Origin of the sequence: Pseudoxanthomonas composti, assembly GCF_004122095.1 — a bacterium.
GTDB lineage: Bacteria > Pseudomonadota > Gammaproteobacteria > Xanthomonadales > Xanthomonadaceae > Pseudoxanthomonas_A > Pseudoxanthomonas_A composti.
Genome location: NZ_SAWZ01000001.1, coordinates 545609 through 559666, shown reverse-complemented (window position 1 = coordinate 559666; position 14058 = coordinate 545609). Strand labels below are relative to the sequence as shown.

Annotated in this window: 16 protein-coding genes; 9 read left to right on the top strand and 7 right to left on the bottom strand. The window is 70.3% G+C overall.

All coding sequences use genetic code 11. The annotated features are described in order from the left end of the window. Positions 1-14: 14 nt before the first annotated feature. From EPA99_RS02335 to EPA99_RS02325, 3 genes are read right to left on the bottom strand one after another with little or no spacing between them, the layout of a single operon-like run. Complete coding sequence (locus tag EPA99_RS02335) at positions 15-572, bottom strand: GNAT family N-acetyltransferase (RefSeq protein ID WP_129469770.1); 558 nt, start codon at positions 570-572, stop codon at positions 15-17. Between the two features lie 6 nt (positions 573-578). Continuing rightward, complete coding sequence (locus EPA99_RS02330) at positions 579-836, bottom strand: WGR domain-containing protein (RefSeq protein WP_129469564.1); 258 nt, start codon at positions 834-836, stop codon at positions 579-581. A gap of 59 nt (positions 837-895) precedes the next feature. After that, positions 896-1540 (bottom strand): TetR/AcrR family transcriptional regulator, encoded by a 645-nt coding sequence (locus EPA99_RS02325; RefSeq protein WP_129469563.1) that lies wholly within the window; start codon positions 1538-1540, stop codon positions 896-898. Positions 1541-1675: 135 nt separating this feature from the next. Between EPA99_RS02325 and EPA99_RS02320 the strand changes: the two genes are divergently transcribed. Together EPA99_RS02320 and EPA99_RS02315 are read left to right on the top strand one after the other, a co-directional pair. Beyond that, positions 1676-3973, top strand: a complete 2298-nt coding sequence (locus EPA99_RS02320; protein ID WP_129469562.1) for a TonB-dependent receptor — start codon at positions 1676-1678, stop codon at positions 3971-3973. An 18-nt stretch (positions 3974-3991) separates the two neighbouring features. After that, positions 3992-4903, top strand: a complete 912-nt coding sequence (locus EPA99_RS02315; protein WP_129469561.1) for a tyrosine-protein phosphatase — start codon at positions 3992-3994, stop codon at positions 4901-4903. Positions 4904-4946: 43 nt separating this feature from the next. Here the strand turns inward: EPA99_RS02315 and EPA99_RS02310 are convergent, their stop codons facing one another. After that, positions 4947-5897, bottom strand: a complete 951-nt coding sequence (locus EPA99_RS02310) for a helix-turn-helix domain-containing protein (protein ID WP_129469560.1) — start codon at positions 5895-5897, stop codon at positions 4947-4949. A gap of 94 nt (positions 5898-5991) precedes the next feature. Between EPA99_RS02310 and EPA99_RS02305 the strand changes: the two genes are divergently transcribed. Both EPA99_RS02305 and EPA99_RS02300 read left to right on the top strand, forming a co-directional pair. Then, on the top strand, positions 5992-6615 hold the full coding sequence (locus tag EPA99_RS02305; RefSeq protein ID WP_129469559.1) for a cysteine hydrolase family protein: 624 nt from the start codon (positions 5992-5994) through the stop codon (positions 6613-6615). Continuing rightward, positions 6612-6935: a cupin domain-containing protein gene (locus tag EPA99_RS02300; protein WP_241688227.1), complete on the top strand. Its 324-nt coding sequence runs from the start codon at positions 6612-6614 to the stop codon at positions 6933-6935. Before EPA99_RS02305 ends, EPA99_RS02300 begins: the two co-directional genes overlap by 4 nt. 88 nt (positions 6936-7023) lie before the next feature. On the opposite strand, the gene aroB is transcribed toward EPA99_RS02300, so the two are convergent. The 3 genes from aroB to EPA99_RS02285 all read right to left on the bottom strand — a co-directional run bounded on the left by aroB (position 7024) and on the right by EPA99_RS02285 (position 9626). Further along, positions 7024-8145, bottom strand: a complete 1122-nt coding sequence (gene aroB, locus EPA99_RS02295; protein WP_129469558.1) for a 3-dehydroquinate synthase — start codon at positions 8143-8145, stop codon at positions 7024-7026. Beyond that, a complete protein-coding gene (locus tag EPA99_RS02290) occupies positions 8142-8684 on the bottom strand; it encodes a shikimate kinase (protein WP_129469557.1) in 543 nt (180 codons plus the stop codon). Before EPA99_RS02290 ends, aroB begins: the two co-directional genes overlap by 4 nt. Before the next feature lie 117 nt (positions 8685-8801). Beyond that, the gene (locus tag EPA99_RS02285; RefSeq protein ID WP_129469556.1) at positions 8802-9626 is read right to left on the bottom strand and encodes a kinase; all 825 of its coding nucleotides are present in this window, start codon (positions 9624-9626) and stop codon (positions 8802-8804) included. A gap of 38 nt (positions 9627-9664) precedes the next feature. Between EPA99_RS02285 and pdxH the strand changes: the two genes are divergently transcribed. From pdxH to EPA99_RS02260, 5 genes are all read left to right on the top strand, one after another. Beyond that, entirely contained in the window at positions 9665-10264 is a 600-nt protein-coding gene (gene pdxH, locus EPA99_RS02280) for a pyridoxamine 5'-phosphate oxidase (RefSeq protein WP_129469555.1), read from the top strand. A gap of 126 nt (positions 10265-10390) precedes the next feature. Further along, positions 10391-10768, top strand: a complete 378-nt coding sequence (locus tag EPA99_RS02275; RefSeq protein WP_241688226.1) for a YqfO family protein — start codon at positions 10391-10393, stop codon at positions 10766-10768. Beyond that, the gene (gene aac(6'), locus EPA99_RS02270; protein ID WP_129469554.1) at positions 10765-11223 is read left to right on the top strand and encodes an aminoglycoside 6'-N-acetyltransferase; all 459 of its coding nucleotides are present in this window, start codon (positions 10765-10767) and stop codon (positions 11221-11223) included. Before EPA99_RS02275 ends, aac(6') begins: the two co-directional genes overlap by 4 nt. After that, the gene (locus tag EPA99_RS02265; protein ID WP_129469767.1) at positions 11223-12017 is read left to right on the top strand and encodes a cobalamin-binding protein; all 795 of its coding nucleotides are present in this window, start codon (positions 11223-11225) and stop codon (positions 12015-12017) included. Before aac(6') ends, EPA99_RS02265 begins: the two co-directional genes overlap by 1 nt. Before the next feature lie 287 nt (positions 12018-12304). Beyond that, positions 12305-14002, top strand: coding sequence for a ShlB/FhaC/HecB family hemolysin secretion/activation protein (locus EPA99_RS02260; protein WP_129469553.1), 1698 nt, complete (start codon positions 12305-12307; stop codon positions 14000-14002). Positions 14003-14058 lie beyond the last annotated feature (56 nt).

The following is a 14058-nucleotide window of genomic DNA, read 5'->3' as shown; positions in this document are numbered from 1 at the left end:
TGTGATGGGGGATGTCAGGCGGGTGAAACCGGGGGCACGCGGCCGGGCAGGACCAGGCCGTACAGCAGCAGGTCCTCGAAGAGCCCGTGCTTGCATTCGTGGGCGATCAGCCGACCTTCCAGGCGCAGGCCGAGCTTTTCCATCACCTGCGCCGAGGCCGGGTTGCGGGCCAGGCAGGCGCCGCCGATGCGGCTCAGGCCAAGCGCGGTCTGGCCGTGCTCGATCAGGCGCCGGGCCGCTTCGGTGGCATAGCCCTGGCCCCAGTAGGGCACGCCGATCCAGTAACCCAGCATCGCCCGCGCGTGGCCGGCGGAGATCTCGTGCAGGTCGACCGTGCCGATCAGGCTGCCGTCCTGGCGCAGGGTGATCGCATAGGCCACGCGCGTGCCGGCGGCCAGGGCCGGCGCCAGCCCGGCGATCCACGCCTGTGCCGCGCCATCGGGGTAAGGATGGGGAATGTTGGCGGTGGTGTCGGCCACGCGCGCATCGCCGGCCAGGCGCTGCACGTGCGCCGCGTCGGTGGCCAGGTACGGGCGCAGCAACAGGCGCGGCGTTTCCAGGACGGGCTGCATCACGCGCTAGGCGCTCGGCGCGTCGAACCCGCGCACGAACATCACCTGGAACCCGCGCTTGAGATGGGCATCGCGCAGCTTCTCGAAGGCGGCCGTGGCCTCGGCCTGGGCCAGGAACTGCTCGCGCCGCAGCTGCCCGCGCCCACCGACCTGGCCGGCCTCGCGCAGCAGCTCCCAGCCGCCGAACAGGTCCGGCTGCAGGGTCAGCTGCAGGTAGCGGGGCGACTGGCCCACGCTGGGATGTTGCTGGAGAAGAACGCGCATGGCCGCGAGTTTACCGCAGCGCGTGGCAAGGCCTGCGCAAGGCGCGCGAGGCCTAGGCCTCAGTCGTTCAGCACCTGCGCCATGGCGCCGGCCAGCATGGCGCGCACGGTCTGCGGCGCGATATCCGGGTCGCGCACGGCGCGCATCGCCAGACCCTCGACCACGGTGCGCATCAGCAGGGTTCGCCGTTGCAGGCCGGCCTCGTCGATGGCCGCACCGCGCGCCAGGTCGTGCTGGCGCAGCCAGTCGCAGACCGTCTGCGTGGTGAGGCGGTCATGACGCTGCAGCACGTCGGCCACCACCGGGTCCCGCTGCGCCTCGGCGGTGATCTCCGCGTACAGCGCCACGCTGGCGATGGCCGCATCCACGCCGGCGATCGATTCGCCGCGTGTCCACAGTTGGTGGATCGCCAGCAGGTTCTCGACAATGTCGGCCGACAGCGGATTGCGGCGCATGGACTGCTGGTCCGATTGCAGCTGGCGCTCGATCAGCGCCAGGATCATGGCCCGCTTGTTGTCGAAATAGCGGTACATCAGCCCCTGGCTGATACCGGCTTCGGTGGCGATGTCGCTGACCGTGGCGGCGTGGAAGCCACGGGCGATGAAGCAGCGCTGGGCAGCATCGAGGATGCGTTCGCGCTGGCTTTCGGCGCGCGCGCTGGGCGCGGCATCGGGGTCGTGCGGGGCGGAGCTGTGGGGAGCCATCGATCGGTGTGGGCGGTGCGGCGCGAAGGCCGGGATGGTAGTCGATTGCGGATGGAATGAACGGTCATTCATTTGTCATCGCGGCCGCACAGACTGCGCTCGCTGTCCGCCACCCACCCACGCCGGAACCCTCCCATGTCTGCTTCCCGTGCCCTGCGTCCGCAGGCGCTCGCGCTGTCCCTTGCCTCCCTGTTGCCTTCGCTGGCCATGGCCCAGCAGCACGACGCGTCCAGCCGCGGGCCTGGGCCCGCCGCCAGCGACAGCCGCGATGCGGTCGAACTGGACCAGGTCGTGGTCACCGCGCAAAAGCGCGCCACCAACCTCCAGCAGACCCCAATCTCGGTATCGGTCGCCGATGCCGAGGCCCTGCAGGACCGCAAGGTCATCTCCCTGGGCAACCTGGCCGACGGCGCGATCCCGTCGCTGCGGGTGACGCCGTTCGCAACCCGCAGCTCGGCGCTGAACATCGGCATCCGTGGCATCGGCGCGGCCGGCGATGCCAACCAGCCGGCGCGCGATGCCGGCGTGGGCGTCTACGTCGATGGCGTGTTCCTGGGGCGCGCGCAGGGCCTGGGCACCATGCTCTACGACGTGGAGCGCATCGAGGTGCTCAAGGGCCCGCAGGGCACCTTGTTCGGCCGCAATACCGAGGGCGGCGCGATCAGCATCGTGACCAGGCAGCCCACCGGTGAACTCGAAGGGCGGCTCACCGCGGGGGTCTCCAACTACGGGGGTTACAACACCGGCCTTCACCTGGACCTGCCCAAGCTCGGGCAGGTGAGCTTCAAGCTCGATGCGGTGCAGTCCAAGCGCGACGGCACCACCGACAACCCGATGCCGGGCCAGGAGGACTTCAATGCCTTCTCCAAGCGCGGCGGACGGCTGAGCGCGCTGTGGCAGCCCAGCCAGGCCTTCTCGGCGCTCTACGCCTACGACAATGCCTATGACGCCACCACGCCGTACCACACCCAGCTGCTGGTGGCCGGCCCCTACGCCAGCCCGCTGCAGGTGTCTGGCACCAGGACCGAGCGCCGGGACAGCGCCATCCTCGGCGGTCCGCAGCAGCCCAACGTGGGCCGCACCGACGGCCACCTGCTCAACGTGAGCTGGGACCTGTCCGATGCCCTGACGCTGAAGTCGATCAGTTCCTATCGGGAGCTGGAGCAGGGGCAGTTCGACATGGGCCTGATCGATGCGATCTCCACCTACTCCGGCGCGGGCAGGCCGTTCGCGCGCTACAGCCTGGCGCAGGTCTACCAGCACCAGTACAGCCAGGAATTCCAGCTGATCGGCAACACCCCGCAGGTGGAGTACCTGGCCGGCGCGTTCTACTACCACGAGACCGCCGGCGACAACGCGCAGACGCCGAACATGCTGCTGTGGGGGCCGGGCGGCAACAGCTACACGCTCAACCCGGCGACCAATCCGCTGGACCTGCGCAGCGTGCGCATCGACCGCGCCAGCAAGGCCTGGACCGACAGCCTGGGCGTGTTCGGGCAGGCGACCTGGACGCCTGCCTCGGTCGAACGCCTGCATGTGACCGCAGGCGGCCGCTTCACCCGCGACGACAAGCGGGGCCAGCTGTCCATCGTCAACGGCGCCAGCACCGCGTTGCGCTTCGACGATGCCTGGAGCCGGTTCGACCCGATGGTCAACATCGCCTACGATCTGGGCACGCAGGCGATGGTCTATGCCAAGTACAGCACCGGCTTCAAGGCCGGCGGCGCCAACTCGCGCTCCACCAACTACACCGCCTTCGACCCGGAAGAAGTCACCGCCTACGAGCTTGGCCTGAAGTCGGAGTTCTGGGACAGCCGCGCGCGCCTGAACCTGGCGCTGTTCGATGCCACCGTGGCGCACAAGCAGGTGGACTTCAACCTGCCCTTCGACCCCAACAGCGGCGTCACCCGCACCACCGCGGTGACCACCAACGCCCTGGACGAGGTCGAAACGCGGGGCGCCGAGCTGGAGTTCACCCTGATCCCGGTGGAGAACCTGACCCTGCGCCTGAGCCATGCCTACACCGACATAGACGCCCTGCACACCGTCGACCCCTTCGGTGCCGGCGTGCAGGTGACGGTGCAGCCCCTGCTGGCGCCGAAGAACGCCACCAGCCTGGCGGTGGATTACTTCGTGCCGCTGGCCAACGCCTCGGCGCTGAAATTCCATGTGGACGGCAACTGGTCCGATGGGTTCTACACCTCCGAGTACGACCAGACGCTCACCGACAGTTCCACCTTGGTCAACGCGCGCATCGCGCTGGTGGACATGCCGATGGGCCAGGGCGGCACGACCGCGGAGTTCTCGCTGTGGTCGCGCAACCTGCTCGACGAGCAGCACCTGTTCTACAAGCTCAACAGCGCCGCCCTCGGCCAGAGCGGCATCTTCAATGATCCGCGCACGTTCGGTTTCGACGTGACCGTCCATTTCTGATCCAACGGAGTTCGAAAGATGAAGCCTTCCCACTCACCGCTTGTCCTGGCCCTGGTCGTGCTGTGCGGTTGCGCGAGCCAGCAGCCGGCCGTCTCCGCCGCCGCGCCCGCCGCGACGCCGTTCACCCCGATCGCAGCGGGCGCGCCCGGCAACGTGCAGCCGCTGCCCGACGATGCGCAGCGCCTGGTGCCGCTGCAGGGCGCCTGGAACGTCCGCAGCTTCGCCGGCCTGCAGGGGCGGAACGGTCCGATCCCGGCCGACGCTTTCCTGCGCACCGCCGACCTGGGCCGCCTGACCGCTGCCGACCGGGACGCGCTGGCCGCGGCCGGCGTACGGGTGGACATCGACCTGCGCACCGCCGATGAGCAGGCGCAGTCGCCGGATCTGCTGGCCGGCGATGCTCGCTTCGATTACCAGCGCATCTCGCTGATGGGCACCGAGAAGATGGACCTGGAGCAGCTGGTGACCCGCTTCCCTGATTCGCTGGGCCAGGCTTACGTGCAGTGGCTGGGTGGCAACCAGCCGCAGTTCCGCCAGGTGTTCGCGCGCATGGCCGCGCAGGAGCAGGGCACCGTGCTGTTCCACTGCACCGCCGGCAAGGACCGCACCGGCGTGATCGCCGCACTGCTGCTGGACCTGGCCGGGGTGCCGCACGATGCGATCGTGCACGACTACGCCATCTCGGCGCATTACCTGCAGGGCCAGCCCAGGGACAGCGCGATGAACGCCCAGCTAAAGGCCATGCTCACGGCCCATCCCGAACTGGGGCGCAAGCTGGCCGGCATGGCCGGCACCGCGCCGCAGGACATGCAGATGTTCCTGGCAGCGCTGTCGCGCCAGTACGGTGGCGCCGAGGGTTATCTCAGGACGATTGGCCTGAGCCAGGCGCAGATCGAGCGCCTGCGCGCGCGCCTGGGCCAGGTGGGTTGATCCACGCGCGCGCCGTGGCGCCCCGGCGCCGCCGGCACGCGCGTCAACCTCGGAAACTGCGTCGATAGGCCGACGGCGAGGTGCGCAGCGTCGCGGCGAAGCGCTGGCGCAGCGAGATGGCGCTGGCGAAGCCGGCCGCGGCGGCGACGTGGTCCAGCGCCAGGTCGGTGGTCTCCAGCAGGCGTTGCGCCCGCGCCAGGCGCTGGTGCGCCAGCCAGTCGCCGAGGCTGGCACCGGTCGACTGCCGGAACCGCCGCGTGAAGGTGCGCCGGCTCATCAACGCGCGTGCGGCCAGCAGGTCCACGTCCAGCCGCTGGTCCAGGTGGGTCAGGGCCCATTCCACGACCCGCGCCAGCCGTTCGTCGCCCCCATCGGTCGGCAGCGGCTGCTCGATGTACTGGGTCTGTCCACCCTGGCGATGCGGGGCGATCACCAGTCGCCGGGCGATGCGGTTGGCGACCTCGGCGCCATGCAGGCGGCGCAGCAGATGCAGGCAGCAGTCGATGCCGGCCACGGTGCCGGCCGAGGTCAGCACCTCGCCGTCATCCACGTACAGCACGTCCGGGCGCAGCCGCACCTGCGGATGGCGCCGGGCGAAGGTCTCCAGCGCAGCCCAGTGCGTGGTGGCCGGGCGGCCGTCGAGCAGCCCGGCATCGGCCAGCACGAAGGTGCCCAGGCACAGCCCCACCAGCTGCGCGCCGCCGGCATGGGCCCGCCGCAGTGCCTCGATCAGCACCGGTGGCGCCGGCTCGTCCCGATCGCGCCAGGAAGGAACGATCACCGTGTCGGCCCCGTCCAGCCCCTCCAGTCCATGGGCAGGTTGCACGCTGAAGCCGGCATCGGTGCGCAGCGGCCCCGGCTCGGCGGCGCAGACGCGCAGCTCGAAGGTGGGCAGGTCCGGCTCCGGGCGCGACTCGAACACCAGGCACGGCACGGACAGATGGAAGGGGCTGATGCGGTCGAAGGCGACCACGGCGATGCGATGCGGCGACATGGCCCGATTCTATCGAAAGTCGCTCATCGGGCCACTCGTCGATGCCACGACCGACGCCCAGACTGGCCGCCCACTCCAACGAAAGGCTCCCGCCATGTCCGTCCCCCGCCGCGCGCTGCTGGTCATCGACGTCCAGAACGAATACTTCACCGGACAGCTGCGCATCGCCCATCCGCCGGTGTCCGCCTCGCTGCCCAATATTCTCCGCGCCATCGACACGGCCCATGCCCAGGGGGTGCCGGTGGTGGTGTTCCAGCACACCATGGCCGCCGACGCGCCGGTGTTCGCCGATGGCAGCGACACCTGGGCGCTGCACCCGGACGTGGCGGCCCGCCCGCGCGATCACCACATCCTCAAGGCGCATCCCAGCGTGTTCGCCGGCACCGACCTGGCCGCGTGGCTGGCCGCGCGCGACATCGATACCGTGACGGTGGTCGGCTACATGACCCATAACTGCAACGCCTCCAGCATCTTCGAGGCGTTCCATCGCGGCCTGCGCGTGGAAGTGCTGGGCGACGCCAGCGGTGCGCTGCCTTATGCCAACGCCGCCGGCCAGGCCAGCGCAGAGGAAATCCACCGCGTCTTCAGCGTGGTCTTCCACAGCAACTTCGCGGCCGTGGCCAGCACCGATGCCTGGATCGCCGCGCTGCAGGCCGGGCAGGCGCTGCAGCCGGATGACATCGTGCAGTCCAACCAGCGCGCACGCCAGGCCGCATGAACCGCCCGATGCCAATGGTGGTGCGCAGCCGCGACTTCACCGCGCGCGCCTGGGAGGCCTTGCCGATCGCGCTGATCGACGGCGTCGGCATACGCCTGCACTGGACCGATGCGCCCTATGTCTGGCACGTCAACGATGGGCAGGAGGTGTTCGCCGTGCTCGATGGACGCGTGCGGATGCACTGGCGCGCGGACGGTGCCGAGCGCACGGCGCTGCTGGAGGCCGGCGATGTCTTCCATGCGCCGGAAGGCACCGAGCACGTCGCCCACCCGCAGGGCGCGGCGCGCATCCTGGTGATCGAACGAGCGGGCAGCGTGTGACGGTCGATCGCCGCGCCTAAGCAACTTTGCCGCGCAGCTGCGTGCGCGTTCGTGGCCGGGCCCCCACGGGCTCGACAAACTCCAGGGTTTACGGCGTTCCCGCCAGCACCTGCAGCACCTGCGCTTCGTCCACGTCCGGCACCACCATCGCTTGGCCGATGCCCCGCCACAGCACCAGACGCAGCCGGCCGGCGATGTTCTTCTTGTCCAGGCGCATGCGCGCCAACAGGGCTTCCGGCGCCAGGCCCACCGGGATCTGCGTGGGCAGGCCGTAGCGCGCGAGCAGGGCCTGCAGGGCCTCGGCGTCGCTGGCCGGGGCCAGGCCCAGCTGCGTGGACAGGCGCGCGGCCAGCACCATGCCCACGGCCACGGCCTCGCCATGGTTGAGGTTGTCGCTGCCGGGCGCGCCATAGCCCTGTTCGGTCTCGATGGCATGGCCGAAGGTGTGGCCGAGGTTGAGCAGGGCGCGCTCGCCTTTCTCCAGCGGGTCGCGCTCGACGATCTCGGCCTTGTGCTCGCAGCTGCGCGCGATCGCCGTGGCCAGGGCGTGGGCATCGCCGGCCAGCAAAGCCTCGCGCTCGGCGCCCAGCCACTCCATGAACAACGGATCGCGGATGGCGCCGTACTTGATGACCTCGGCCAGCCCGGCGCGCAGTTCGCGCAGCGGCAGGCTGGTCAGCGCACCGGTGTCGGCGAACACCGCGCGCGGCAGGTGGAAGGCGCCGACCAGGTTCTTGCCCTGCGGGAGATCCACCGCGGTCTTGCCGCCCACGGAGGAGTCCACCATCGACAGCAGCGTGGTCGGCAGCTGCACGCAGTCCACCCCGCGCATCCAGCAGGCCGCCGCGAAGCCGGCCAGGTCCCCGACCACGCCGCCGCCCAGGGCGAACACGCAGGCATCGCGGGTGGCGCCCAGTTCGGCCAGCGCGGTGATGGCCTCACCGAAACCGGCAAGGGTCTTGGACGCCTCACCGGCGGGCAGGACGAAGCGGCCGATCTTCAGCTCCGGCCTGGCCGCCTGCAGCGCCGCGGCGACGCGCTCGGCATACAGCGGGGCGACGTTGGTATCGCTCAGCAGCAGCACGTGGCGCCCGCGCACATGCGCGGCCAGCGCGGCGCCATCGTCCAGCAGGCCGTGGCCGATGTGGATGTCGTAGGGCGCGCTGCCGCCGACGTGGACGATCCTGGGAGGGGTGCGGGGGGGATTCATGCGGTCGCTTCGCTGCGTTGCCACTGACGGGCCAGTTTCAGGGTGAGCGAGGCGGTGGCCTGCCCGGGGTTGAGTCCATCGGTGTCGAGCATCAGGTCGGCCACCTGTCGATACAGCGGCTCGCGGATGCGCGAGAGCTGGCGCAGCGTCTCCTTAGGATTGTCGGTCTGCAGCAGCGGCCGGTTGCGGTCCCGGCCGATGCGGCGCAGCTGCGATTCCAGTCCGACCTGCAGGTAGACCACGAAGCCGCGCGCCTGCATCAAGGCACGATTGTCGGCATCCAGCACCGCACCGCCGCCGGTGGAGATCAGCATCCCCTCGCCAGCCAGCGCGTCGGCCAATGCCTCGCACTCGCGCAGGCGGAAGCCCGCTTCGCCAGCGTGCTCGAAGATGGTGGGGATGCTGATGCCGGCAGCCTCGACGATGCGCTGGTCAAGGTCCACGAACTGCAGGCTGAAGCGCTCAGCGATGCGGCGCCCGATGGCGGTCTTGCCAGCACCCATCGGGCCGACCAGGACCAGGTTGGGCGCGGGATTCATCGCCGCGAATGCTATCACCGCAGCGTCGGTGCGGGCCTGAAAACGCGCCAGGAATGCACGGAAGCAACGCCTCGCGGCCGGGAAACTGGTTGCAGATGCATGCATTGCGCAGGCGCGTCAGCCGATGTCGATGACGCGGCGCTGCGCATCCAGCGTCAGCGTGCGCATGGCCACGGCCGGCAGCGTGCGCAGCGCCTGGCGGCTGACGCGCTCGTAGTGCTGCACGAAGCGCGCCACCTGGGCCCGGTTCATGCCGCCACGCCCGGGCTGGCTGGCCTGCAGGTGCTGCTCCTGCTGCCAGCGCCATTCGGCCACGATCTCAAAGCCCGGCGGCTGCAGGAACAACAGCGCATCAAAACGCGCCCACAACTGCTGGTAGGCGCCGGCCAGCGCCTGGTTGCACCAGCGCCGCCAGCGACCGTCGGGGTCCTCCTCGCGCTCCAGGGCATTGACCGGCGCGACCAGGGCCTGCGGCGCTTCGGGCAAGGTGCCGAGGAACCAGCCCTCGATCAGCACCAGATCCACCGGCGCCTGCACGCGCGGCCAGCACTCGCGCGGGCAGGGGTCGTCGGCCAGCTTGTCGAAGCGCGGCAATGCCACCGGGCGGCCCGCGCCCAGGGCATCGAGCACGTCCAGGGCCTGCTGCACATCGTGGGTGCCGGGCGGGCCGCGGGTGGCCAGCAGCGGATGCACCTGGCGCGCCAGCGCCTGGCGCTGGGCGTGGCTCAGGTAGACATCGTCGATGGACAGCACGGCCACCGCATGGCCGCGGGCGCGGGCCAGCACGGCGACCTGTTCGGTCAGGGTGGACTTGCCGCTGCCCTGCAGGCCGCTGATGGCCATCACCGGGACCTCGGCCGGCAGCGCCAGCGCGGCCTGCAGCGCCTGCTCGACGATGTCCGGCGCAAAGCCGGCAGGCGCGGGATGCGGTGAGTGGGCCATCGGGCGACAATAGCGCAGTCCCTTCTGCTGGCCATGCCATGACCGATCTCTACGCCGAGGCGCTGTCCACCTTCTCCGCGCTGTTGCAGGAAGCCCAGTCCAGCCAGGAGCTGGAACCCACCGCGATGACCCTGGCCACCGCCACGCCGGCCGGCGCGCCTTCGGCGCGCATCGTCCTGCTCAAGGCGCACGACGCGCGCGGCTTCGTGTTCTATTCGCACCTGGACAGTCGCAAGGGCCAGGAGCTGGAGCTCAATCCGCAGGCGGCGCTGTTGTTCCTGTGGCGCAGCCTGCGCGTGGCCGGCGTGCAGGTGCGGATCGAGGGCCTGGCCCAGCGCGTGAGCGACGAGGAAGCCGATGCCTACTTCGCCAGCCGTCCGCGCATGAGCCAGATCGGCGCCTGGGCCTCGGCGCAGTCGCAGACCCTGGACGGGCGCGACGATTTCGAGGACCGCATCGCCCAGGTGGAAGCCGAGTTCGAAGGCCGCCAGGTCCCGCGCCCGGACGGCTGGAGCGGCACGCGCATCGTCCCGCATGCCATGGAGTTCTGGTACGGCGCGCAGTTCCGCCTGCACGAGCGCTGGCGCTACGAGCGCGATGCGGCCGGGCAGTGGTCCAAGCGCATGCTGTATCCCTGAGGGCCTGGGCGAGGTGCGGCTGGCGCGCGTGCGCGGGCCAGCACTGCGCAGCGCGGCGCGCGCATGCGTGCGGCGTGGTCCGGCATCGCGGGACCACGCTGGGGAACATGATCGAGGGAGGCGGACATGCCAGCTGAGCTGCAGTTGATTCCGGTCTATCGCATCACGGTGTTCGTGCCGCCGGCCGACATGGATGCGCTCAAGGCCGGCATCCTGTCCGTGGACGATCTGGCCATGGGCGATTACCGCGAGGTGATGTGGATCTCGTCCCCTGGCCTGGAGCAGTTCCGCCCGGACCAGGCGGCCAGCCCGGCCTTGGGCAAGGCCGGCGAGCTGAGCGCGGCACCCACGGTGCGCCTGGAGTTTTCCATTCCGCGCGATGCGCAGCGCCTGCAGCGGCTGTTGCGGGAAGGCGTGCATGCGCATCACCCATGGGAGGTGCCGGCCGTGTTCGTGGACGAGTCCCTGTTTCCCCTGCCGACCAGGGAGAGGGCGGGCCGATGAGCGCAGACCTGGACTTTCATATCCGTGGCGCGCAGGTCGATGACGTGCCGGCGTGGGCCGTCTTGCGGTTGGCGCTATGGCCCGATGCCGACCAGCCCTTGGAGGAAGCGACCGCGTTGCTGGCAAAGCAGCAGGCCTGCGCGCTGGTGGCGGTGGATGGGCAGGGTGCGCTGCTGGGCTTTGCCGAGGCCAGCGTGCGCCACGAATACGTCAACGGCACCGACGAGGCGCCGGTGGGCTTTCTCGAAGCCTGGTACGTCAGCCCGTCCGCGCGCGGCCGCGGCGTGGGGCGCGCGCTGGTCCAGGCGGTGATGGCGTGGACGCGCACGCAGGGCTGCGGCGAGCTGGCTTCGGACGCGGCGCTGGACAACCTCGATGCGCACGCCGCCCACGCGCGCTGCGGCTTTACCGAAACCGAGCGCGTGGTGTATTTCCGCATGGCCCTCGCGTCATGATCGGTCCGCGCCGCATCGTCTGCCTGACCGAGGAGCCCACCGAAACGCTGTACGCGCTGGGCCAGTCCGCGCGCATCGTCGGCATCAGCGGGTTCACCGTGCGCCCGCCGCAGGCGCGCAGGGACAAGCCCAAGGTCAGCGCCTTCACCAGCGCCAAGGTGGAGGCGATCCTCGCGCTTGAGCCGGATCTGGCGATCGGCTTCTCCGACATCCAGGCCGATATCGCCGCCGCACTGATCCGGCATGGCGTGGAGGTGTGGATCTCCAACCATCGCAGCGTGGCCGGCATCCTCGACTACATCCGCCGGCTCGGCGCGCTGGTCGGAGAGGCGGCGCAGGCCCTGGACTATGCCGATCGCCTGCAACGCGGGCTGGATGCGGTGGCCGCGCAGGCCGTGGCATTGCCGCAGCGGCCCAGGGTGTATTTCGAGGAGTGGGACACGCCCATCATCACCGGCATCCAGTGGGTGGCCGAGCTGATCGAGATCGCCGGCGGCATCGATGTGTTTCCCGAGCTGTCGCGCCAGCCGCTGGCCCGCGGCCGCATCCTGGCCGACGGCGCGCCGGTGATCGCGCGCGCGCCGGACATCATCCTGGGCTCCTGGTGCGGCAAGCGCTTCCGCCCCGAGCGCGTGGCCGCACGGCCGGGCTGGCAGGCCATCCCGGCCGTGCGCGATGGCCAGCTGCACGAGATCAAATCCCCGCTGATCCTGCAGCCCGGCCCGGCGGCCCTGACCGACGGCCTGCGCGCGATCGCCGAGATCGTCCAGGCCTGGGCGCACCGCCGGCCCTGAGCCGGGCATCGCGGGCGGCCCGCTCGCTGCGACCGCGACGTGCGGGCGCAAGTCACCGGGATGGGCGTGATTTTCCTCACGCTCGGAACGTGAAGCCACCTGGGCAAATGAAACATGCCCTGCGCTGCAGGCTTCAGAAGCCGAAAGTTCCTGCCGAAGAGGTTTCAAGGACAGGCATGCCTTGTGACGTTGCCGCACCGTGCCAACGGTGCGAACGCGAAAACATGGATGTCGCAGGGATGTGAACTGACCGCGTCGCTGTCGCGGTCATGCAGGGGGCAGGAGCAATGGGGATTCGTCCAGCGCCATGGATCTTGGCGGCGTGCCTTTGGGCTGCGGCCGGCATCGCTTCGGCGCAACAAACATCGTCCTCGCCGCTGGATCGGCAGGAGCAGCTGCGCCAGGCCGAGCAGATCAGCGAGCGCCAGCAGCAGGACCGTCAGGCGCCTTTCGCCGGAACACCGACCGCTCCGGCCGAGGGCGGCGGCGCGTGGGCGCTGCCTGAGGAAACTCCGTGCTTTCCGATCACCCGCGTGCGGCTGTTCGGTGGCGGCGCGGACTGGGACCGCTTCGGCTGGCTGCTGAAGTCGCTGCGTCGCTATGAGGGGCAGTGCGTCGGACGTGCGGGCATCGCTCTGATCCGCAGGCGCGCGCTGGACCAACTGTTCGCCCGCGGCCTGGTAACCACGCGCATCGGCGTGCCCGAGCAGGACCTGTCCGGTGGCGAGCTGCGCTTGGAACTGATGCCAGGACGCCTGCGCGCGGTGCGCGTGGTGTCCGAGCGCCCGGGCGGCAGCTGGCGCAGCGCGCTGCCGATCCGACCGGGCGACCTGCTGGATCTGCGGGCGATCGAGCAGGCGGTGGAACAGTTCAAGCGGCTGGCCTCACAGGACGCGAAGATCGACATTGCCCCTGGTGAGGAGCCCGGCGAGTCAGACCTGATCGTGACCCTGCAGCACGCCAGGCGCTGGCGTGGCGTGCTCAACGCCGACGATGCCGGCGTCCAGGCCACCGGGCGGGTGCAATCGGGGCTGGACCTGTCGGTGGACAACCCACTGGGCTTGAACGATCTGTTCGGCATCGGCTACAGCCACGATCTGGCAGACCAGGACCAGGCGCGCGGCACGCGCGGCAACAGCCTCAGCTACAGCCTGCCCTGGGGCTGGTGGACCTTCTCGCTGTCCACCTCCTCCTACCGCTACCACCAGCAGGTGCAGGGCTTCCAGCAGCGCTTCCGCTCCAGCGGCCAATCCAGCAGCACCCAGCTGGACCTGCAGCGGGTCGTCGCTCGCGGTGGCAAGCACAAGACCGCCCTGGGGATGACGTTGGCCCGGCGGCGGGCGCGCAGCTATCTGGACGGGGTGGAGATCGCCATCCAGCGCCGCGACACCACCAGCGCCGAGTTCTACCTGACCCATCGACACTACCTGGGCGCGATGCAGGTCGATGCGCGATTGGCGCATCGCCGCGGCACGCCCTGGTTCGATGGGCAGTGGACCGGCTACGACCCGCAGGTCGGCTTCCCCAGCTTTCGCTATGGCGTGACCAGCCTGGACCTTGGGATGGCGCTGCCGCTGCGACTGGGCCCGGCGGCGCTGTCCTGGGAAAGCAATCTGCGCGCACAAACGGCAGGAGAACTGCTGCTGGGCTCTGAGTTCATCACCATCGGCGGGCGCTACAGCGTGCGCGGATTCGACGGCGAGGCCGCCCTGGGCGCGGAGAAGGGGGCGTACTGGCGCAACACCTTGAGCCTGACCCTGCTCGGTGGGCGCCTGTCGCCCTACCTGGGCCTGGATGCCGGGCGCGTGGATGGCCGCAGTGCCGAGGGCCTGCCCGGGCGCAGCCTGGTGGGCGGGGCGGTCGGCGTGCGCGGCGGCTGGCACGGGGCCAGCGTGGATGCGTTTGCCGGTTGGCCGATCCACCGGCCGGACGGTTTCGGAAGCGCGCAGCCGACCTACGGCGCGCGGGTGATCTACCAGTTCTGACGCACGCGCTGCGCGTGCGATTTGAGTCCGCCACCGCGCGGAGCACCAGGCAACAA